Origin of the sequence: Pseudotamlana haliotis (assembly GCF_008806375.1) — a bacterium.
Lineage (GTDB): Bacteria > Bacteroidota > Bacteroidia > Flavobacteriales > Flavobacteriaceae > Pseudotamlana > Pseudotamlana haliotis.
Genome location: NZ_WAAT01000051.1, coordinates 1 through 21,864, shown reverse-complemented (window position 1 = coordinate 21,864; position 21,864 = coordinate 1). Strand labels below are relative to the sequence as shown.

At 33.0% G+C, this 21,864-nt stretch carries 19 protein-coding genes and 1 tRNA gene; 9 read left to right on the top strand and 11 right to left on the bottom strand.

What is annotated here, in order from left to right:
- Positions 1-54: 54 nt before the first annotated feature.
- The 3 genes from ybeY to F6U93_RS13015 are packed head-to-tail and all read right to left on the bottom strand — an operon-like array spanning position 55 to position 3,894.
- A complete protein-coding gene (gene ybeY / locus F6U93_RS13020; protein WP_150940538.1) occupies positions 55-465 on the bottom strand; it encodes an rRNA maturation RNase YbeY in 411 nt (136 codons plus the stop codon).
- A complete protein-coding gene (locus F6U93_RS14970) occupies positions 458-856 on the bottom strand; it encodes a hypothetical protein (protein WP_317132856.1) in 399 nt (132 codons plus the stop codon). Before F6U93_RS14970 ends, ybeY begins: the two co-directional genes overlap by 8 nt.
- 56 nt (positions 857-912) lie before the next feature.
- Positions 913-3,894, bottom strand: a complete 2,982-nt coding sequence (locus F6U93_RS13015) for a DUF4175 family protein (RefSeq protein WP_317132855.1) — start codon at positions 3,892-3,894, stop codon at positions 913-915.
- Between the two features lie 153 nt (positions 3,895-4,047).
- On the opposite strand from F6U93_RS13015, the gene gltX reads away from it, so the two are divergent.
- Complete coding sequence (gene gltX, locus F6U93_RS13010) at positions 4,048-5,565, top strand: glutamate--tRNA ligase (RefSeq protein ID WP_150940536.1); 1,518 nt, start codon at positions 4,048-4,050, stop codon at positions 5,563-5,565.
- 237 nt (positions 5,566-5,802) lie between these two features.
- On the opposite strand, the gene F6U93_RS13005 is transcribed toward gltX, so the two are convergent.
- Entirely contained in the window at positions 5,803-6,486 is a 684-nt protein-coding gene (locus F6U93_RS13005) for a porin family protein (RefSeq protein ID WP_150940534.1), read from the bottom strand.
- A 73-nt stretch (positions 6,487-6,559) separates the two neighbouring features.
- On the opposite strand from F6U93_RS13005, the gene F6U93_RS13000 reads away from it, so the two are divergent.
- Positions 6,560-7,495, top strand: a complete 936-nt coding sequence (locus tag F6U93_RS13000; protein ID WP_150940532.1) for an SPFH domain-containing protein — start codon at positions 6,560-6,562, stop codon at positions 7,493-7,495.
- 325 nt (positions 7,496-7,820) lie between these two features.
- On the opposite strand, the gene F6U93_RS12995 is transcribed toward F6U93_RS13000, so the two are convergent.
- The 3 genes from F6U93_RS12995 to F6U93_RS12985 form a co-directional block, all read right to left on the bottom strand.
- Entirely contained in the window at positions 7,821-8,981 is a 1,161-nt protein-coding gene (locus F6U93_RS12995; RefSeq protein ID WP_150940531.1) for a GNAT family N-acetyltransferase, read from the bottom strand.
- 81 nt (positions 8,982-9,062) lie between these two features.
- A complete protein-coding gene (locus F6U93_RS12990) occupies positions 9,063-9,551 on the bottom strand; it encodes a DUF1761 domain-containing protein (RefSeq protein WP_150940529.1) in 489 nt (162 codons plus the stop codon).
- 83 nt (positions 9,552-9,634) lie between these two features.
- On the bottom strand, positions 9,635-11,626 hold the full coding sequence (locus F6U93_RS12985) for a glutamine--tRNA ligase/YqeY domain fusion protein (RefSeq protein WP_150940527.1): 1,992 nt from the start codon (positions 11,624-11,626) through the stop codon (positions 9,635-9,637).
- Positions 11,627-11,767: 141 nt separating this feature from the next.
- Between F6U93_RS12985 and F6U93_RS12980 the strand changes: the two genes are divergently transcribed.
- The 3 genes from F6U93_RS12980 to F6U93_RS12970 all read left to right on the top strand — a co-directional run bounded on the left by F6U93_RS12980 (position 11,768) and on the right by F6U93_RS12970 (position 12,491).
- Positions 11,768-11,974, top strand: a complete 207-nt coding sequence (locus tag F6U93_RS12980) for a zinc ribbon domain-containing protein (RefSeq protein ID WP_150940525.1) — start codon at positions 11,768-11,770, stop codon at positions 11,972-11,974.
- Positions 11,975-11,977: 3 nt separating this feature from the next.
- Positions 11,978-12,340, top strand: coding sequence for a dihydroneopterin aldolase (folB, locus tag F6U93_RS12975; RefSeq protein ID WP_150940523.1), 363 nt, complete (start codon positions 11,978-11,980; stop codon positions 12,338-12,340).
- 80 nt (positions 12,341-12,420) lie between these two features.
- Positions 12,421-12,491: transfer RNA gene (locus tag F6U93_RS12970), tRNA-Cys, on the top strand.
- 140 nt (positions 12,492-12,631) lie between these two features.
- Here the strand turns inward: F6U93_RS12970 and F6U93_RS12965 are convergent.
- The 4 genes from F6U93_RS12965 to F6U93_RS12950 form a co-directional block, all read right to left on the bottom strand.
- A complete protein-coding gene (locus F6U93_RS12965; RefSeq protein ID WP_150940800.1) occupies positions 12,632-13,357 on the bottom strand; it encodes a LysE family translocator in 726 nt (241 codons plus the stop codon).
- A gap of 121 nt (positions 13,358-13,478) precedes the next feature.
- A complete protein-coding gene (locus F6U93_RS12960) occupies positions 13,479-14,156 on the bottom strand; it encodes a head GIN domain-containing protein (RefSeq protein ID WP_150940521.1) in 678 nt (225 codons plus the stop codon).
- 73 nt (positions 14,157-14,229) lie between these two features.
- Positions 14,230-16,428 (bottom strand): ribonuclease R, encoded by a 2,199-nt coding sequence (gene rnr / locus F6U93_RS12955; protein ID WP_150940519.1) that lies wholly within the window; start codon positions 16,426-16,428, stop codon positions 14,230-14,232.
- Positions 16,429-16,625: 197 nt separating this feature from the next.
- Positions 16,626-18,410, bottom strand: coding sequence for a T9SS type A sorting domain-containing protein (locus F6U93_RS12950; protein WP_150940517.1), 1,785 nt, complete (start codon positions 18,408-18,410; stop codon positions 16,626-16,628).
- A 481-nt stretch (positions 18,411-18,891) separates the two neighbouring features.
- Here F6U93_RS12950 and F6U93_RS12945 point away from each other — a divergent pair, with 481 nt between their 5' ends.
- From F6U93_RS12945 to F6U93_RS12930, 4 genes are all read left to right on the top strand, one after another.
- Positions 18,892-19,326, top strand: a complete 435-nt coding sequence (locus F6U93_RS12945; protein WP_150940515.1) for an RpiB/LacA/LacB family sugar-phosphate isomerase — start codon at positions 18,892-18,894, stop codon at positions 19,324-19,326.
- Positions 19,327-20,244, top strand: coding sequence for a cation diffusion facilitator family transporter (locus F6U93_RS12940; RefSeq protein ID WP_150940513.1), 918 nt, complete (start codon positions 19,327-19,329; stop codon positions 20,242-20,244).
- Positions 20,245-20,503: 259 nt separating this feature from the next.
- On the top strand, positions 20,504-20,947 hold the full coding sequence (locus tag F6U93_RS12935; protein WP_150940512.1) for a GNAT family N-acetyltransferase: 444 nt from the start codon (positions 20,504-20,506) through the stop codon (positions 20,945-20,947).
- A 103-nt stretch (positions 20,948-21,050) separates the two neighbouring features.
- Positions 21,051-21,864, top strand: an 814-nt coding sequence (locus F6U93_RS12930) for a sugar phosphate isomerase/epimerase family protein (RefSeq protein ID WP_150940510.1), incomplete at its 3' end; no start/stop codon positions are given.

Sequence of the window (21,864 nt, the reverse complement as noted above, 5' to 3'; positions counted from 1 at the left end):
CACGTGGAACATCAATAGTTTTCAGTTTGCAAATATACAATCAATTATACACTTCTATTTTAGTTGACCCAAGTAGAAGTTTTCCTTATCACGCATTAATTTGGCTTCGTCATCTGATTTATCTTTGTAACCACAATAATGTAAAATACCATGAATGATTACCCGATTAACCTCTTCGTCAAAAGCCACGTTAAATTCCTTAGCATTATCAATAACACGTTCTACGGAAATAAAAATATCACCTTGAATAATCTTCCCAACAGAGTAGTCGAAACTAATGATATCAGTTAACGTATCATGATTTAAAAATTCAACATTTAATTTATGAAGATATTCGTCATCACAGAACACATAATTAATTTCTTCCAGTTTATGGTCTTCCGAAGAAATGGTCTCTGTTATCCATTTTGAAATTTGAGTTTCAGAATCTAATTTGAAATCGGTTTCGTAATTAAAGTTAATCATGGCTTTCCTTAAAATATGACTTAACGCGTTCTTTGTAAATTTGCTGCAAAGGTAAAGCTTGTCTGTTTAATATTTCTGTAGTTCTAAAATATTGTTTCGCCTCAGGAATTTGATTATTAGAATTGGAATCAAACTCGCGTTGGTTGGTTTTAGATTCACGCTTCTCTTCCTCCCCTTGTTCTAAAGTAGCGTTTTCCATTTTCAACAGTTGGTGCTTCAAATTCATCATTTTTTGTAGCGTCTGTTGAGTAAAACCTTTGTTTAACAAATCCATTTCAATTTGCTCCATTTGGCGTGTTAAAGCATTACCATTTCCAAGCATACCTTCTTTAGCTAATTTTTCTTCTAAAGCCTGACGTAATTGTTGCTGTTGTTTATAGATTTCAAACAAAAGCGCTTCTTGACCTTCAGAACCACCTTCACCTTCGCTACCAGTTTGCTTACCACCTACTCCGGATTTAGATGGCTCGCCCTCTTTACCGGATTCACCTTCCTTTCCATTTTTTTGCCTTGCTTACCGTCTTTGCCTTCGCCTTCTTTCTCACCCTCCCCCTCTTTAGGATGCTTTCCATCACCAGGTTTCATACCTTCCTTCATCATCTCGTTCAACTCTTCCTGCCCCATAATTATATCTGGCAATTGCATTTCACCTTGCCCGCCTTTACCAGCAGACATGCTTAAACTTTCTTCCATGTTACCTAAGACATCACTTAACATATCAGATAAATTATTGGTCGCCGTAATGGTGAATTGCTGATTAGAAATGCCTTGAAAAACATGATTGTCTGCAAACAATTCTAAGGCCTTATCAATATTATAATATACCTCCGAAATTTCCTTATTTACCTGTTCGGATAATTTAGGCTGACGTAAAGACAAAGCAAACAAACTATCATCAACATGTTCAAAATAAATTCTTAGATTATTTTGCTTTTTAAGATTGGATGCAAACTTATTGCCATCACCCTGCATGGATTTAAAATCTTTCATCAAGGCTTCTTCTTCAAAAGAAAACAAAACGAGATTATCAAGAATCTGACGAAGCGTTTCCATGTCTTCTTTCATTTGATCTTGTCCGCCAGCTTGAAGTGCATTTTGCATTTGAGCACTCATTTGCTTCATCTTCTCGGCAGCCTTCTTCTGATTTTGTTGTGCTTTTTTTAAACTATTCTGCTTTTCTTTAGAATCATTTTTATCATCAGATTCCTCAGAATTATTCTCTTCTAATTTTTCAAGATTTTCAGAAGCTTCTTGCTGTTCTTTTTGAACATCATTTTCATCAAGCTTATCACGAGGAATATCAATAGGTTTTTTAAGGTCTTTAGATTCTTTTTCTAAATCTTCAATTTCCTTTTTATAGTTCTCGAACTTTTTATTCAGCGTATCTTGTTTTTCTTTGGTGTTTTCCTCCTTAGATTTTTCAGATAAAGCCTCCTGCTCTTGGGCTAATTTCTGTAAATCATCTTGAAGCTTTTCCAATTTCTTTTCAACATAAAAACGTTTAGTCAATTCAAGCATTTGCTCCAAACTACGTTTTTTGTTTTTATTTTGTTTAGACAGTTCTTCAAGTTTATTAATAAGCTGTTCCTTATTAATTTTCTCTTGAAGTCTCTCTAATTCTCTAAGTAGTTTTTCATCCTTTTTAAGCTGCTCTTCATTCTCTTTTAAACGTTCTTTTAAATCTTCCTTGAAAGGATCGGCTTCATTATTTTCCTTCTGAAATTCCTCTAAATTATCATTAAGCTTTTTATTGAAATTTTTCATCATTTCATCCTGCTGCTTTTGATGTTTTAGAAAACGTTGCAACTGTTTTTTATCATTGAAGTTCAACTGATTTTTTTCTCGTTGGGTTTTGGTAAGCTTCTCCAGTTGCTTTTCCTGAACATCAAAATTTTCTAAGGATTTATTTAAATCTTGAATCGATTCTTTTTGTTCCTGTAAACTTTTGTGTTCTTCCTCGGCGTTTGTGCGTTTTCTATAGCTAACTAACTGACTTTTAACAAATTTAACACCGTTAACACGGTCATTATCAGCTACTTGAAAGAATAATTCATAAAGAATTCCAGATTCGATTTGCAAGTTATTCGGAAAAGCAGAAATGAATTCACCAATATTAGTTTTTGAAACTAGCATAGAAACCACCTGTTTCTCTGATGGTTTTTCCGAAGGATAATACACCATTTCTAGCTTTGAAAATCCGTAATCGTCACTCACTTGTCCGTAAAAATACAAGCTTTGTAAGTCCACAGTATCTTGCTCCACCTTCAAACGGATTTCTGGGTACTCATCTTTAACCACCCCGATATTAAACCCTAAATTTTCATAATTCTGAAGGCTTTTGTTACTCGTGCTTAGCGTATATTGAAAATCATTAAACAATTGTTTAGACGTTTCAAATACGTTCTTCTTATTAACTCTGAAGACAACAGTATCTTCAGAAAACAACTGCACGGCTTCAGTAGATTTCGTATTCAATTCCCAAGTAACTTTTGTACCTTCAGGAACCAATGCATTACCCGTGCTTTGTAAAACTTCATCTTTCTTTTGTGTGTAAGACGGATAATCTAATTTCATTTTGAAACTTACTAAACTTGGTGTTTCAATAAGATTAATATCATAGTATTTAGACCGTACATTATTAGACAATAAACGAAATGTAATAGCTTCCTTAGGTTGTGAAAACACATATTCAAAATCCCCTACGCCTTTTTGTTCGAGAAAATAAATTTCGTCATTATACTCAATTTGAACATTTTCTGGAACCACATCACCTGCGGTTTTAACTTTCAGCACGAAATCTTTATTTTCAATAGCACTTAAATGATCATTCAAAACAAAAAACTGAAAAGGTGCTGGTGGCTCATAAGCCGTTTTATAATCAACCACACGTTTATAGCTGTCACTAAACCAGGTGATATTTCCTGAAATATATACCAGTAAAACTATAGCCAAAGGAATGGCAGCATATTTTAAATACTTAAGGTTTTCATTAAAATTTACGGCTAACTTAAAAGGTACCGGTTGTAATTCTAAGGACTTTTGTTCAATACTAGCCAGTAGTAATTCTGATTTCGTTTTGTCACGCTGAAGCTGAAGTACATTTAGAAGTTTATCATTCACTTCAGGAAAGTGTGTTCCTATAATTTTTGATGCTTCTTCATAATCTATACCCTTCTGAAGTTTAAATAATTTTGCCAAAGGCAGAAAAATGAATTTTACCAACAAGCCACATTCCACTAAAATAAAGAGCCAAAATAAGATGCTTCTAAACTGTGGTTGTAACCATAAAACCGTTTCAACAAACAAAGTAAAAAGCAAATAAAGCAGTCCGATAGCGAAAAATAATATCGCCCCTTTGAGCAGTTCATTAGTATAAAATCTTCTAATAAACACTTCTAATTTTTGCTGTATAGTATTGAAATGATTCATGCCTTGAAAGAAACGCCTTCGCCTATAAACTTTTAACTTACTAAACTACAATTTATTTTTTTACAAGGTTCAAAATTAGCTGTTAATTGTATCTTTGCAGCGATTCTCAAACCGATGCTTGAGATTGCATTTTCAACAGAAATAAAAAATATCATGACCAAAAAAGTTCGCGTGCGTTTTGCACCTAGCCCAACAGGACCCTTACATATTGGTGGCGTAAGAACCGCATTATTCAATTATTTATTTGCCAAAAAACACGATGGCGATTTTATCTTACGTATTGAAGATACCGACCAAAACCGTTATGTTGAAGGTGCAGAACAATATATTATCGATGCTCTAAATTGGTGTGGTATGCCTTTTGACGAAGGCGTTGGAAAAGGTGGTGATTTCGGACCATACCGTCAAAGTGAACGTAAAGAGTTATACAAGCAATATGCCGATGATTTAATCGCTTCGGGAAATGCATATTATGCTTTTGATACCGCTGAAAACTTAGACTTTCACCGAAAAGACCATGAAGCAAAAGGAAAAACCTTTATTTATAACTGGCACAACCGCTTAAAATTAAGCAACTCTTTAGCGCTTAGCGCAGAAGAAACTCAAGCAAAATTAGATGCTGGTGAAGATTATGTGATTCGTTTTAAATCTCCACAAGACGAAACCTTACATCTTAAAGATATTATTCGTGGTGATATTAAAATTGACACCAATATTTTAGATGATAAAGTTTTATACAAAAGTGATGGAATGCCAACCTACCACTTGGCCAATATTGTTGATGACCATTTAATGCAAATCACACATGTGATTCGTGGTGAAGAGTGGTTACCGTCATTAGCCCTACACTACCAATTATATCAAGCTTTAGGATGGGATGCTCCAGAATTTGCACATTTACCGCTAATTTTAAAACCTACAGGAAAAGGTAAATTAAGTAAGCGTGATGGCGATAAATTAGGCTTTCCTGTATTTCCTTTAGAATGGACAGACCCAAAAACCAACGACGTTTCAAGAGGTTATAAAGAAGATGGTTATTTCCCAGAAGCTATGGTTAATTTCTTAGCCTTTTTAGGTTGGAATCCAGGTACCGAACAAGAATTATTTAGTCTAGATGAACTCATCAAGGACTTTGATTTAACCCGTGTTCATAAAGCAGGTGCACGATTTGATCCAGATAAAACAAAATGGTTTAACCACCATTACATGCAAGAACAGCACAACGATATTTTAGCTGAAGCCTTCAAACCTACGGTTGATGAAAAAACTGGAGCTGATATCGATTTACAATACATCAGTATGGCAGTTGGTTTAATTAAAGAACGTGCCACTTTTGTATCTGATTTTTGGGATTTAACACATTATTTCTTCACAGCTCCAACGTCTTATGACGAAAAAGCATCAAAAAAGGCGTTTAAAGAAGAAACCAAAGCCATTTTATCTGAAGTAAACACCCTAGTTAACGGTATTGAAGATTTCACTGTTGAAAACCTTCAAACGGAAATCAAAGGTTGGATTACAAGTAACGACATAGGCTTTGGAAAAGTCATGATGCCGCTACGTTTAGCTTTAGTAGGTGCCTTACAAGGACCAGATGTTTTTGATATTATGTACATGATTGGCAAAAACGAAAGCATTAAACGTATTGAAAACGTCATGGCTACGCTATAATTTAGATATAATTTTATACATATCCCTGAAGTTTTTTTCTTCTGAAGTTTATCAGAATTAAAAAACTTCGGGGATTTTTGTTTCATAGGAGTTAACTCCTCATATATTTGAGAATATAAAAAGTTAAATATTAGAAGTTAGAAGTAAGCTCCCCTATATAAAGGAAATCTTCCTTTTTTTGTAGTAAACACCTCAATTACACGATTAAACAAATAAACGAATAAACAATAATACATTTTAAAAAGTAACAATAGCCGATAAGGTCAGCATTTGTTGATGCCCTTCAAACTTTGATTTCCCACCTGAATTATCAACTTTTTCTTTATTTAATTTATTCAAAATATTAGTAAAACCGTAAATATACTGACCTTTCAACATAAAATTACGAACGCCTACTGAAGCACCTACAACGCCATTCATATGGAATTTGGATAACTTGGTGATGTCCTTAGCCGTTAAATGATCATAGTTGTTAATAAAATAACCTTCCTGATCTTCATCTTTAAATTCTAACGGCCCATTGAATTGCAACATAGGCCCGATATCAATCATGAGATAGTTTTTTATAAGTTTTACGTGTAAGCTCAAATCTAAACTAACAGCCAAAAGTTTATATTTTATATAGTCTTCCTCTAGACTGAACTGATCTGGTCTCCCTGAAATTTCAATTTGATTTTCAGAGAACTGCATGCCATAACTCAAGTTATACCATTTATGTGGTAAATCAACCGATGCCCGTAATCCACCTAAAAAACCCGTAGCTGCTTTGGTTTTAAAATTATCGGTATTGATATCATATTGACTCATACCACCAGAAATTCCGAAACCATTTCTAATTTGATATTGGCCCTTTTGAGAGAAACTTTTTGTAACAAAACACAATATTGTGACTACTAATAATAAAAATGACTTATATTTCATACAGCTAAATTAAACGCTCAAATATAGTCTATTTCATAAATTTGAATAATTTATCACTTTTAAACTCATAATCATGAATTTTATTACAATTGCATTTTTAGTTCTTGTCGCCTTTATAATTATATCAGGGCTCTTCATTGTAAAACAACAAACCGCAGCGATTATAGAACGCTTCGGGAAATTTCAAAGTATTCGTCATTCAGGACTTCAATTAAAAATTCCTTTAGTTGATCGTGTTGCCGGACGCTTGAGTTTAAAAATTCAGCAATTAGACGTTATTATTGAAACCAAAACCTTGGATGATGTATTTGTTCGTCTAAAAGTTTCAGTACAATACCGCGTAATTAGTCAGAAAGTTTATGACGCCTTTTACAAATTAGATTATCCGCATGAACAAATCACTTCTTATGTTTTTGATGTGGTTCGTGCCGAAGTGCCTAAAATGAAATTGGACGATGTTTTCGTTAAAAAAGATGATATCGCATTGGCTGTAAAAGCTGAATTAAACGATGCCATGTTAGATTACGGATTTGATATCATTAAAACTTTAGTAACTGACATTGATCCAGATGCTCAAGTAAAAGCGGCCATGAACCGTATTAATGCTTCCGATAGAGAAAAAACAGCAGCCCAATACGAAGGTGATGCCCAACGTATTTTAATTGTTGAAAAAGCAAAAGCTGAAGCCGAAAGCAAACGTTTACAAGGACAAGGTATTGCAGATCAGCGTCGCGAAATTGCAAGAGGATTAGAAGAATCGGTTGAAGTTTTAAACCGTGTGGGTATTAACAGTCAAGAGGCTTCTGCACTAATCGTTGTTACCCAACATTATGACACCTTACAATCTTTAGGTGAAGAAACCAACAGTAATTTAATTTTATTACCTAACGCACCACAAGCTGGAAGCAACATGTTAAACGATATGGTAGCCAGTTTTACAGCCAGTAACCAAATTGGTGAAGCTATGAAGGCGCAGAAGAAGAAACAGGATGAAAATGGTGATGAATAAATTGTTTAACTGTTTTTTGTTGAATCGTTTTATGCGTTGAACCGTCGCGCTAGCGAAAGACGTTGACGTTTTATATTCATTTGAGAAAATGTTAAATCGTTGATTTGTTTATGAATTGAACCGCGTTGCTTACGAAACGGCATGCTTAACTGATTTCAGCTTCTATGGAACTTATTTATATGATATTATATGACCCTGAAATCGAAGATTCAACAAAGTTAAAACGAGTTCAGAGTGACCTACGTTTAAAAATTTATAAGACTAAAATTATTGATATCCGGTTAAACGAATAAACATTTGGATAAACGATTAAACGTATAAACAGTTAAACAACCTTAAACGGGTGCCTTTCCTCCCACTCTTGCTTGGGGTTCATTAATTTAAAAACAGGTTTTAGCAGTGCATTTAAAGACGGATTAGTGTGCTTCATATACATTTGCATAGGAAGGGCTTTTGCGCCTACAGAACTTTTAATTTCCATAGCGGTTCGGGCATAAATGATTTGTGAAAACTGGTTTTCAATACCAAATTCTAACATATCATAAAGCATATTTAGATACAGTTGATTATGGTATTGATGTTCAGAATCATAACCTAAGAAATAAGTTTCTAGCTTTTTTCCGTTTAAAATCAAGGTATAAAAACCAACCAATTCATCATCTAAAAAATATCCAAAAACCTTAAAATGGCCTTGTAAATGTTGTTTTAAGCTTAAAAAATGGCTTTCTGGGAGTCGAAAACTATTAAACTTCGCGTTGTTAGAAACATTTAAATACAGTTTGTGAATTGTGGTTTTGTGTTTTTCAACGGCTTCTACATCCAATTCAATACGGCGAATTTTTCCTAACTTTTTTCTAGCACGTTTATAACGGTCTCTGTATTTTTTAGTCAATGCAGAAGTGTAATCTGAAATGTCATTCCATTCCGAAGGAACATTCAATATCATATTAGGTTGCACTGAAACCTGATGTAACTGCTGTTCTTGAAACACTAATGCTTCATTATATAACACATCGTCATTAAAAAAATCTTTAAAGATAATTAAACGGACGGTTTTGTTGTGTTTTTCTTTAATACGTCTTTTTAAAGCGTTTAGAGCCTCCAAAATTAGTTGCGTATAGGATTTATATGAAATCGTATTTTTATCAAAATACATACCGTGCTGTCCCGTATGGGTAAGGTTTCCAGCAACTAAGACATTTCCCTTTAGTACTTTGGCAAGCAACTTTTGAAAACCTTCTTTTAGGCATGACACTTCAGATTTTCTAAACATGTCTTCCAAATATAACTTGACATGCTGAATTATAGCAATACCAACAAGCACATCATCTAAAAAAATACCCACATAATACAACTGAATATTCTCTGGAGTCGCTTGCTCTAAAGCGCACAAGTAGGGCTTCTGAAGAAAAACATCATGACCCGTCAGAGCATCCCAAGAATTTGGAAGCACTTCACTCGAATGATAAATGGTATAAGTTTTCAATAGAAACAATAAAGACCGAAAATTACAATTCTCAGTCTTTAAACAAGTTAAAAGTTTACAAAAATAATGTTCAAATATGAACTATTTCCAAGCGCAAATAATACCGCCCATGATGGCTAAAGTCACGATCCAGTATCCGCTATTTATAAAAATATACTTTGCTCCTTTACGCTCAAACAAGGCATTGGTTCCTAAAACCGGTAAAACGACAAATATACCGGTAAGAATACCATGTAAAGCACCATGCTTAAAGGTTCTAAAATTAGTAGCATAATCGGCTATAAAAGCGTCATAAGAAGCTAAAGCTTGTGTAGGGTCACCCCCTATTAAACTTAAAGCCCCAACTTGGTGAATCACAATACCTGGTAGCGCCGTAGATAACATGAATGCAAACAGTAAAGCCAGACCAAATATTTTGACCATACTGCCACTTTTCATTTGTTTATCATTCAATTCTGCTGCTTTCAACCAAGCATTTCCAAAGACTTTTGGATGATACCAAATAGATCCGATTACTAAAGCAGAAAAAGCCGCAACAAGCATTGCAATAAGGTTATAATAAGCTTCCATTCTAAAAAAATTTTGGTTAGACTATAAAGATAGTTAAAATACTAAGGTATAGGGTCTTATTTTTTTAGACACCACCTCATAAACTATAACCCTTGAGCAAACTGTACTAAAAGTGCATTCTTATCTTCTAAAGCTTTAGTTATAAAAGCATCTATTTCTTCGTTCTTTGCTTGTCCGTTTTCTAATAAAACACCTAAAACTAGTGTGACCGCGATACGCGTTCCTACTTTTTTAACAGCTGTATTAAACAAAGGTGCTAATTCATCATAAGACACTTGTTTAGCCAATTTTAAAATTTCAGCTTTCACCTTTTCTTGTTTAGCATCAGGTAAATTGGTATATTTTTTTCCTAATTGCTGAATCACATCAATAGCCTTACGTTTTGGCATATTCTGTTTTTTCGGTGCATTATTTTGCTGTGGTTTTGGTTGCGCCTTCGCCCAAGAATCACGTAAACCTACGGTTTTGTTAAACACTAAATGTTCAGCGGTTGAATCATCATCCACATTAAAATACCCCAAACGTTGAAATTGGAAACGATCACCAATTTGGGCCTCTTTTAAACTTGGTTCTACAAAGGCGGTGATATGTTTTAGCGAATTCGGGTTGATAAATTCCATAAAGTCTTTGTCTTGGTGGCTGTCTGGCGCTTCATCATTAAATAAACGATCGTATTCACGTACTTCAGCCTTTAAAGCATGTTCAATAGAAACCCAGTGTAGCGTGGCTTTAACACGTTTTGCAGTATCTTCAGAATAGGTACAATGAATTTCAATCACTTCACCATGAGCATCTTTAACCACAGATTCAGCTTTGATGATATAAGCATTTTTAAGACGCACTTCACCACCTAATTTTAATCGGAAAAACTTATTACCAGCTTCCTCTTTAAAATCATCTTTTTCAATAAATATTTCACGAGAAAACGGTACTTTTCTAAAACCAGCACTAGCATCTTCTTGATTATTTTCAGCGTCTAACCATTCTACCTTATCTTCAGGATAGTTGGTAATAACCACTTTTACAGGATTTAAAACCGCCATTACACGTGGGGCAGTTTTATTCAAATCTTCACGAATACAAAATTCTAAAAGCGATACATCAATCACATTTTCACGCTTGGCAACTCCAACCGTTTCAACAAATTTTCTAATCGATGCAGGTGTATATCCTCTTCGACGTAAGCCAGAAATTGTAGGCATTCTAGGGTCGTCCCAACCATTAACCACGCCATCTTCTACCAATTTAAGCAACTTACGTTTACTCATAATGGTATAACTAAGGTTTAAACGTGCAAATTCGCGTTGTTTTGGCCTTAATTTTTCTTCAACGACAACTTGGTCTAAAAACCAATCGTAAAGCTCTCTATGCGGCTTAAATTCTAAAGAACATAGTGAGTGTGAAATTTGCTCTAAATAATCACTTTCACCATGGGTCCAATCATACATCGGGTAAATACACCAATCGTTTGCCGTTCTATGGTGGTGTTTCTTTAAAACACGGTAAATAATAGGATCACGCATCAACATGTTTGGATGTTGCATGTCAATTTTAGCACGTAAAATATGTTCACCTTCTTCAAATTCACCTTGTTTCATGCGTTCGAATAAATCAAGGTTTTCTTCAACCGTCCTATTTCTAAAAGGTCCATCAACACCTGCTTGTGTAGGCCTTCCTTTTTGTTCGGCCATAGCCTCACTAGATTGAGAATCTACATAAGCTTTGCCTTCTTTAATTAAAAGAATGGCCCAATCATAAAGTTGTTGAAAATAATCAGAAGAAAATAATTCCTTATCCCAGGTATAACCTAACCATGCCACATCTTTTTTAATAGCATCTACATACTCCTGCTCTTCTTTGGCCGGATTGGTGTCATCAAATCTTAGATTTACTGGTGCTTCATATTTTTCACCTAAACCAAAACTAATACCAATGGCTTTGGTATGTCCAATATGTAAATACCCGTTTGGTTCTGGCGGAAATCTAAAACGCAAGGCTTCTTTAGACATTCCGTTTGATAAATCTTCCTCTATAATTTGCTCAATAAAATTGAGTGATTTTCTTTCTTCAGACATTTCCTGATCTTTTTCAACTAAATAAGGCTCAAAATTACGGAAATTCAAGTTATTTTTGCCCAATATATCTAAGGAAGCCTAATAAAAATTATTTCAGTATATTTATACATGCAACTTGTATAAACCAAACGAAATAATATTATGAAAAACTTAGATTATATCTGTCCGAAATGCGAAAATAAAACCTATACCATCGGACAAATGAGAGCAACTGGAGGGACATTATCTAAGATTTTTGATGTTCAGAATCAAAAATTTTCATCGGTAACCTGTAAAAATTGCACTTATACAGAATTTTACAAAACGAAAACAAGCACCTTAAGTAATGTTTTCGATTTATTTACATAACACATGGGAATTATAACTGTTGAAAATATTAGGATTTTTGCCAACCACGGTTGTTTAAAAGAAGAAACAAAAATTGGTAGCGATTATTCGGTAAATTTAAAAGTTGAAGCTGATTTGCAAAAATCTGCAAAAACCGATAAACTTAGTGATACCGTAGATTACGTGTTTTTAAATCGGATTATTAAAGAAGAAATGAAGATTCCTTCACAGCTTTTGGAAACCGTAGCTAAACGCATATTAAACCGTATTTTTAAAGAAAATAAATCCATTAAAAAAGCCACCGTTTGGGTGAGTAAATTAAACCCGCCGATTGGTGGTGATGTAGAAAAAGTGACTATAAAAATGCACCAAAAGCGTAAAAAGTAATTTTATATATAGAAAAGTCACAATTTTTTATACATTTGCAGCAGATTTCAAAAACGGTGTGAAATCGCACACATATAAATGGCGTCGTGGCCGAGTGGCTAGGCAGAGGTCTGCAAAACCTTGTACAGCGGTTCGAATCCGCTCGACGCCTCAAAAAAAAGCTTTCAGTTTATTCTGGAGGCTTTTTTGTTTTTTGGGAAGTGTGTTTAGGGGTTTTATGCCAAGATATCTTAAATATTTAGATACACCCCTATGATCACCACCTCTCAAGGGGATAGTCGTGCTCGTGTTCTATTGGTGTGAAATTAAATTTATGGAACTTTCTATAGAGTCATCATAACCAACAGACATTTGCTGCTCTAATTTTTCTATATTTTTCTCATAGGCTTTAGGGAATAGCCCTTGTAGGAGTAACAAAATACCAAAAGCGAAAATGACAATAGCGATGACTTTTTTAGTTTTAAAAATAAGTCGTGGTGTTAGCTTTGCTTTTAAACGCTTTGCAATAAGAATTTTAACCAAATCTGTCATAAAATAGGCCCCTAACATAGAAGTTATAAATATAGCACCACCATGCTCAGAAGACGTTAAAGAATCACCTAAAACAATAAAGCCCAACCAGCCTAAAAGCACACCAATATTTATGAAATTAAGTAAAAAACCTTTGACAAAAAGTTTTCCATAATCCTTTTTTATGATCACTTTATGATATTCTTTAACTATAGATCGAAAAGATTTAGACGTTTTTACAAAAGAAATAACCCCATAAACAATGAGTAAAGCGCCTCCAAAAATTAAAAAATTAGGGTCATTCCCTATTTTCCCTCTTAAGTTATTGGTACTATAAAAGGCGATTAAAATGAAGATAATATCGGCTAAAATAACACCTAAATCAAATATTAAAGCAGCTCTAAACCCTTTTGTAGCACTAGTTTCAAGTAATACAAAAAATACAGGGCCAATGGTAAAAGCAAGTATGATCCCGAAGGGAATTGCCGTTAAAATATCATTAATAATCATTATGAGAAGCTTTATACAAAGTAAAGAAATATTTAAAGCAATAGGAAAATGAAAACACCATAAAAACAAAAAACCATCCATTTAGGACGGTTTTTGTTTTCAAAATATATATTAATACTTATTTGTCCATACGTTTTACGGTTCCACCTAAAGCTGTGTTTTCGTTAATAACTTCTGGTTTTCCGTAAATATAAACATTACCACCAGCTCTAATCTTTGCATTCACTTCTTGAGTAGCGTGAACGTATGCTTCACCAGCAGCCTTTATAGAAACATCAGTATCTTCAGTAATTAATTCTTCACCTTTAAATATCCCACCGGTGTTGATGTCTATATTTTGGTCTTTAGAAGTCCCTTTAACCGTGATTATACCGCCTGTAATGGACTTAACTATAGTATGCTTAACTTTTACAGGTACAGTAATCGTTCCGCCTTCTTGAGCTCTTAAATCGATTTCAAATTGCTCAATGACATCATTAGAAGTAATTTGAGCGCCTTCATTTACATCAATGATATCAACATGTTTATAATATAATTTTACTTTAGTATTGGTACCGTTGAAGAGTTTTTCAATATTCATCTTAATTTTAAGTTTACCATTCTTGTTATGAACAGAAACTTGGTCTGTGTTTTCACCAGTAATAACCACTTTATACTCCTCTGATTTAACCATTTCTAAATGAATTAAATCGTAAACCTTGACTTCTGTAAATTCACCAACTGTTTTTTCAACCGTTTCTTGGGCAAAAATAGAAGAGGAAATCAATACTGATAAAATAAAAAATATGCGTTTCATACGTTAGTTTGTTTTAGTTATAGATACAAAATTATCAATAATTAGACCAGCCTAAAATGACTTTGTGATAAATTTAATTTTGATCTTCTGGTTTTCCTAATAAGGTAAAATCTAAATGTTTTTTAACCAGATCGGTGTTTTTAACCTTAACCACCACTTCTTCACCTAGTTGATAACTCATACCGGTATTTCTTCCAACCATAGCAAATTGATCTTGATCAAAAGCATAATGATCATCCGTCATATCACGCACACTTACCATACCTTCACATTTATTAGAAATGATTTCAACGTAAATTCCCCAGTCGGTTACCCCGGAAATTACCCCTACAAAATTTTCATTTTTATGGTCTTCCATAAAACGGATTTGCATGTATTTTATAGAGTCTCTTTCGGCACGTGTTGCCAAACCTTCCATGTTGCTGGAATGGTTACATTTTTCTTCGTAAATTTCTTCATTAGCCGATTTTCCGCCATCTAAATAATGCTGAAGTAAGCGATGTGCCATGACATCTGGATAACGACGAATAGGTGAGGTAAAATGACTGTAATAATCAAAAGCTAAACCGTAATGCCCGATATTATGCGTGGTATATTCGGCTTTACTCATACTTCTAATGGTTAAAGTATCGACTAAATTTTGTTCTTTTTTACCGTTTACTTCTGTTAATAAGTGATTCAGTGAAGCTGCCGTGGTTTTACGATCTTTAAAATTAAGTTTATAACCAAACTTAGAAACTACACCTTGTAAATTAGCCAGTTTACTTTCATCAGGTTCATCATGCACACGATAAACGAAGGTTTTTTTCGGACTTTGTTTTCCTATAAATTCTGAAACTTTTCTGTTAGCTAAAAGCATAAATTCTTCAATAAGTTTATTAGCATCCTTACTGGTTTTAAAGAACACACCAACGGGATTGGCATCTTCATCTAAATTGAATTTCACTTCCACTTTATCAAAAGAAAGGGCTCCAGATTGCATACGTTTACCACGCATAATTTTAGCCAAATCATCCATTTTTAAAATGGCATCGGCTAATTTTTGGTCGGTTTTATAAGCTTTTCCTGTTAAAGAGACTTCCGCAGGAATTTCATTAGTTTTTGATTCTAAAACGGCCTGAGCTTCTTCGTAAGCATAACGGGCATCACTGTAAGTTACGGTTCTACCGAACCATTGGTTTTTAACTTCAGCCTTATCATTCATTTGAAACACCGCTGAAAAGGTATATTTCTCTTCATGAGGACGCAAAGAACAGGCTTTGTTTGATAATACTTCTGGAAGCATTGGTACCACACGATCTACTAAATACACCGATGTGGCGCGCTCGTAAGCTTCATCATCTAAAACGGTACCTTCTTGTAAATAATGCGATACATCGGCAATATGAATACCAATTTCGTATAAGCCATTGTCTAAAACTTCAAAGGATAAAGCATCATCAAAATCTTTAGCATCTTTCGGGTCTATGGTAAAGGTTAAATCTTTACGCATATCACGACGCTTGGCAATTTCTTCTTCAGTAATAGACGTATCAATTTGATTTGCAAATTGTTCGACTTCATAAGGAAATTCGTGAGGTAAGCCATACTCAGCTAAAATAGCATGAATTTCGGTGTTATGATCGCCTGGTTTTCCAAGTACTTGCACCACTTTTCCGTAAGGTGAATCAGCTTTTTCTGGCCAATCTTCTAGTTTTACTAGAACTTTATCACCGTCTTCAGCTTTAAAGGTTTTATTGATAGGTACAAAAATATCTTTGTACATTTTATTACTATCGGCAATCACAAAAGCATATTTTTCATGCAATTGAATCACCCCAACATACTCCGATTTTGAGCGTTTAATAATATTTGTAATTTCACCTTCTAACTTGCCACGTCTTCTACGTTTGTATACATAGAATTCCACTTCATCATCATGTAAGGCTTTATTGATGTTGTTTGAAGCAATGAACACATCATCTTCAAAATCGTCGCAAATAATGTAACCGTTGCCTTTGGCAGCCAGATCTAAACGTCCTGTATGATATTCGGTATTTACTACCGCTTTAAATTTACCGCGTTCAACTTCTTCAATTTCTTGTTTGCCTTGTAAATCGCGTAATTTTTTTATGATTTGATTTCTGCTACTGGCATCATTAACACCAAGTTTAGCAGCAATTTGTTTGTAGTTAAAAGATTGGTTTCTTTCTTTTTTTAAAATACTTAAAATCGTATTTGATAGGTTGGAAATCCCTTTATTTTTGGATTTTCCTTTTCTTTTTCTAGTCATTTATTATGGTAATCGTTTTCAATTCCTAAGATACAGGAATTGTGTTATTAAATAGCATGGTTTAAGGAGAAGATTTTGCTACTTATATTTTACAAAGCTACAGTTTTTAATTTAAAGCGGTGTTTCCTTAAGTTTAAATCATAAAAAAGGCTCACAAATACATGTGAGCCTTTTAGTTTATTAATTTAAAAAAGTAGTTAGTTAACAACTACCTTTTTTATAGACTTACCTTGGATGGTTTCTACATTAACAAAATACATACCAGCACTTAATTCACTTACATTTATACTTGTTGTATTTGCAGTAAATAATGGCTTGCCTAAATTGTTATACACGGTAACTTGTTTTAGTGTCGCGCCGTTTTGTAAACCAATATTTAAAATACTGTTTACAGGATTTGGGTATAAAGTAAACCCAGCGAAAGATAATTGCTCTGTACTTAAAGTGTAACAATCTTCGCTGTAAACTGAGCTATCATCAATATATGTCCAATTTGTTGTGCTATAGGCTACATCATCAACTTGTACACAGGTTAAATTGTTATTTGTAGCTTCAAAATATATCATATTATCATTATTACCATTTTTAATATTTAAACTTTCTAATGAATTATAAGTACAATCTAGATATATTAATTCTGTATTACGACTTACATCTAAACTTGGTAAAGAATTATCAGTACAATCTAAATCTGTCAATGCTGTATTACTACTTACGTCTAAACTTGTTAATGGATTAAAAGAACAACTTAAAATTTCTAATACTGTATTACTGCTTAGATTCAAATTTGTAATATTATTTCCACCACACCTTAAAATTTCTAATACCGTGTTACTACTTACATCTAAACTTGGTAAAGAATTATCAGAACAAACTAAAATTACTAATGCTTTATTAGTACTTACATCTAAACTCGTTAAGGAATTATCATAACAAATTAAATTTTCTAATGCTGTATTATGACTTACATCTAAACTCGTGATAGAATTATCACCACACCATAATGATGTTAATGCTGTATTACTACTTACATCTAAACTTACCAATGAATTTCTAGAACAAATTAAAAATTCTAATACTACAAAATCTTCTATACCTGCTAAATTTGAAATATTTCTATTATTTACATCTAAATATGTCACAGTAGAAATATTAGATGTAAGTACTTCACCATCTAGATTAGTATCATAACCTAAATCTATTAACGCTTGTTCAAAATTAGGGTCTGGGATCGCAGTGGATTGAGCAGCAGGACAATCTTCGCTATACACTGAGTTATCATCAATATCTGTCCAGTTTGTTGTGCTATAGGCTACATCATCAACTTGTACACAGGTTAAATTGTTATTGGTAGCTTCAAAATATGTAAAATTAACATTATTACCATTTTTAACATTTAAACTGGTAAGATGATTATTATCACATTTTATATATGTCAATGCTGTATTACTACTCACATTTAAACTTGTTATAGAGTTATTATGACAATATAATTTTTCTAATGCTGTATTACTACTTACATCTAAACTTGTTAAGGGATTCCTAGAACAACTTAAATATTCTAATGCTGTATTACTACTTACATCTAGACTTGGTAAGGAATTAGAAGAACAATATAATTTTTCTAATGCTATATTATTACTTACATCTAAACTTGGTAAGGAATTCCAAGAACAATCTAATTCTTTTAATGTTGTAATATGACCTACATATAAACTTGTTAAGGAATTATTGTAACAATATAATCTTGTTAATGCAACAAAATCTTCAATTCCTGTCAAATCTGAAATATTTTTATCATTTATATCTAAACTTGTTACACCAGAAATATTAGATGTAAGTACCTCACCATCTAGATTAGTATCATAACCAAAATCTATTAACGCTTGTTCAAAATTAGGATCTGGAATCGCAGTGGTTTGGGCTATGCCTTGAAAACTAATTATAGAAATTAGTAAAAACAAAAGTAGTTTTTTAATCATAATTTTGAAGTTATCCACACTTATATATATATTATTATTTTTCTTTTAAAATTTAAAAAAACAATGGTGGTTATTATAGGGTGTTAATAACTGGTATAACTTCTCTAAGTTTTATTTTGATGGTTTTAACTTTACAGTTTGTTAATAGGTTCTTAACAATTAAATTTCGATTAATTGTCTAATTTTAAGTCTTTTTCATTTTTATATCCACAGTTGTTAACAACCAAAACCCAGCTGTATTTATTCATAAGTTTTTTAAGTTTGATGTTCATAGCTCACAATTTTTGAACTCATAACCTCGCTAAAAAAAATGAATTAAAAATTTGGATTTTAAGTTGTGGTTTTTGATTGGAAAAATAAATGGATATTCAATATTTTTCTTTTAGAAAGTAATGAACAGTTATTAACAAGTCATCCACATTTTAATACACATGGTTAATAATTACTACCTTTGTACAACAATACAATATAAGATATACACATGACAATTTCTATAGGAAACGACCACGCAGGAACAGAATATAAATTTGCAATTAAGGAACTTCTTGAAGCTAAAGGATATACCGTAAACAACCATGGTACCGATGCTCACGATAGTGTAGATTACGCCGATTTTGTACACCCCGTAGCAACCGATGTAGAAAACAAAACTTCTACATATGGTATTTTAATTTGCGGTAGTGCCAACGGTGTGGCCATGGCTGCGAACAAACACCAAAGCATTCGTGCCGGTTTATGTTGGAATAAAGAAATTGTACACCTTATAAGAAGTCATAATAACGCAAACATTTTATGTATTCCTGCAAGATTTACAGCCATTCCACAAGCTTTAGAAATGGTTGATGTCTTTTTAAACACCGAATTTGAAGGTGGAAGACACCAAACTAGAATTGATAAAATACCGGTGTCTTGCTAAATGAGTCATTCTCATGGGCATCATCATACTCATGATCATCCCGATCTTAAAGGTCGGAATCTCGTTATATCCATACTTTTAAACATCGTTATTACGGTAGCGCAAGTTATTGGCGGACTCCTCTCTGGAAGTTTGTCCCTACTTAGTGATGCTTTACATAACTTTAGCGATGTTATTTCTTTAATTATTAGCTATATCGCTAATAAATTAACAAAAAGAAAAGCATCTTTTCAACGTACTTTTGGTTATAAACGTGCCGAAATATTAGCTGCCTTTATTAATGCAGCCACTTTAATAATTGTGGCCGTTTTGTTAATAATTGAAGCTTTTAAACGTTTTAAAAACCCTGAAGTTATCGAATCTGATTTAGTGATTTGGTTATCTCTAGTCGCTATTTTAGGTAATGGTTTTAGTGTCCTTTTATTAAAGAAAGACTCTAAAAGCAATATGAACATGAAAAGCGCCTACATTCATTTACTTACCGATATGATGGCCAGTGTGGCGGTATTGGTTGGCGGTTTACTCATGAAATATTATCAATTATTTTGGGTAGATAGTGTGCTTACTTTTGCGATAGCTATTTACTTAATTTGGATGGGTTTTGATTTGCTTATCAACTCTACCAAAGTCCTCATGCTTTTTACCCCAGATTCGGTGCCTGTTCAAAAAATTGTAGATGAAATTAATGCTTTTGAAAGTGTTAAAAACGTGCATCATGTTCACGTTTGGCAACTAAACGAAGATGAGGTACATCTAGAAGCTCATATTGATTTTAGTGAAGATATAACCTTATCTGAATTCGATACCATTTTAAAGAATATTGAGCAGTATGTCTTTAAAAAATACCATATTAATCATGTGAATATTCAGCCAGAATACAGTTATGATGATGCTAAAGATGTTATCGTTCAAGATTAAATTTCTACGAAAGCAGGAATCTCATGATTAAAATACGGTAATTTCAATCTTAAATTCATGTTTAGAAGAAACTAGATAAATACTTATAATGTTAAAATAGGATTATCTCCATTGCGCAATCATTGTTGTGATAAGGTCCTTCAGGTTTTTTAAAAACTAAGGGGTCTGCAAAGTAAAAATTTATATCATATCAATACCGCTATTTTTGTAACAGATCTCGTTTTGACATTGTACTTACATTTTAACTTATAAAAAGCCCATGCTAGATTATAAAATCAAAACTTTTGAAGATTTAACCAATACCGAACTCTATAAACTACTTCAATTACGAAGTGAAGTTTTTGTGGTGGAGCAAGACTGTGTGTACCAAGATATTGATGGTAAAGATGACAAAGCCCTGCATGTTTTAGGGTATAAAGGAAAAAAACTTGTGGCTTACACACGTATTTTTGAGCCTGGTTTATATTTTGAATCCGCCAGTATTGGGCGTGTTGTGGTTGCACAAAAACAACGTAAGCACCAATATGGCTATGAACTTATGGAAATGTCCATTGAAGTCATTCGTATTCATTTTAGAGAAACTAAGATTAAAATTTCAGCGCAATATCATTTGAAACAATTTTATAATAATTTAGGTTTTAAAGAAGTAGGCGATACCTATTTAGAAGATGATATTCCGCATATTGCGATGTTTAGATCATAAGCTATTAAGTACTATTTTTAAGTTTATCATTTAATACCAATTATAACCTAAAATGAACCCTATAATTTGTTTCTATTAAACTCATATTTCAATAAAAAAATCAATGCATCATTTATTTAAAATCAGTTTTTTATTATTTATCCTACCCTTAAGTTTTTCTTATGCACAAGCGAAAAAACAGATAACCATTGAGGATATTATACCATGGTGTGTGGTTTCTTTTGATGCTTTAGAACGTCAACCACAAGAACGCATTAGCATGCTTAAAGACATGGGATTTTCTAAATATGGTTATAATTGGCGTGAAGAACATCTAGATTATATCCAAGAGGAATTTGCCTTAGCTAAGGAAAATAATATGGCTATTGAGTCTATATTTTTATGGTTAAATGCAAAAAGAGATAGTATAGGAAAGTTAAGTCCGTTAAACAAAGCACTGTTAACTAAACTTGAAGGTGTTGAAAACAAACCGGATATTTGGTTGAGTTTTAGTCCTAATTATTTTAAAGATTTGAGTCAGGAAGATGCCATTAATCGTGCTATTAACTACATTACATTTATTAAGGAGAAAGCGGATGCTTTAGGCGTTGATTTGGCTTTGTACAATCACAGTGGATGGTTTGCAAACACCGATAATCAAATTGAAATTATAAAAAGATTACCTGATTTTAATTTGAAAATCGTGTATAATTTTCACCATGCTCAGGAAGATTTAAACGATTATACACGAGTATTTAAAAATATAAAACCCTATTTAACCTGTGTGAATTTAAATGGTATACGCAAAGATGGTCCTAAAATTCTAACTATTGGTGAAGGCGATTATGAATATCCTATGATCAAAACCTTGTTTGAGTTAGGTTATGAGGGCCCTTGGGGTGTTTTAGGTCATATAAAAACCGAAGATGTTGAACAAG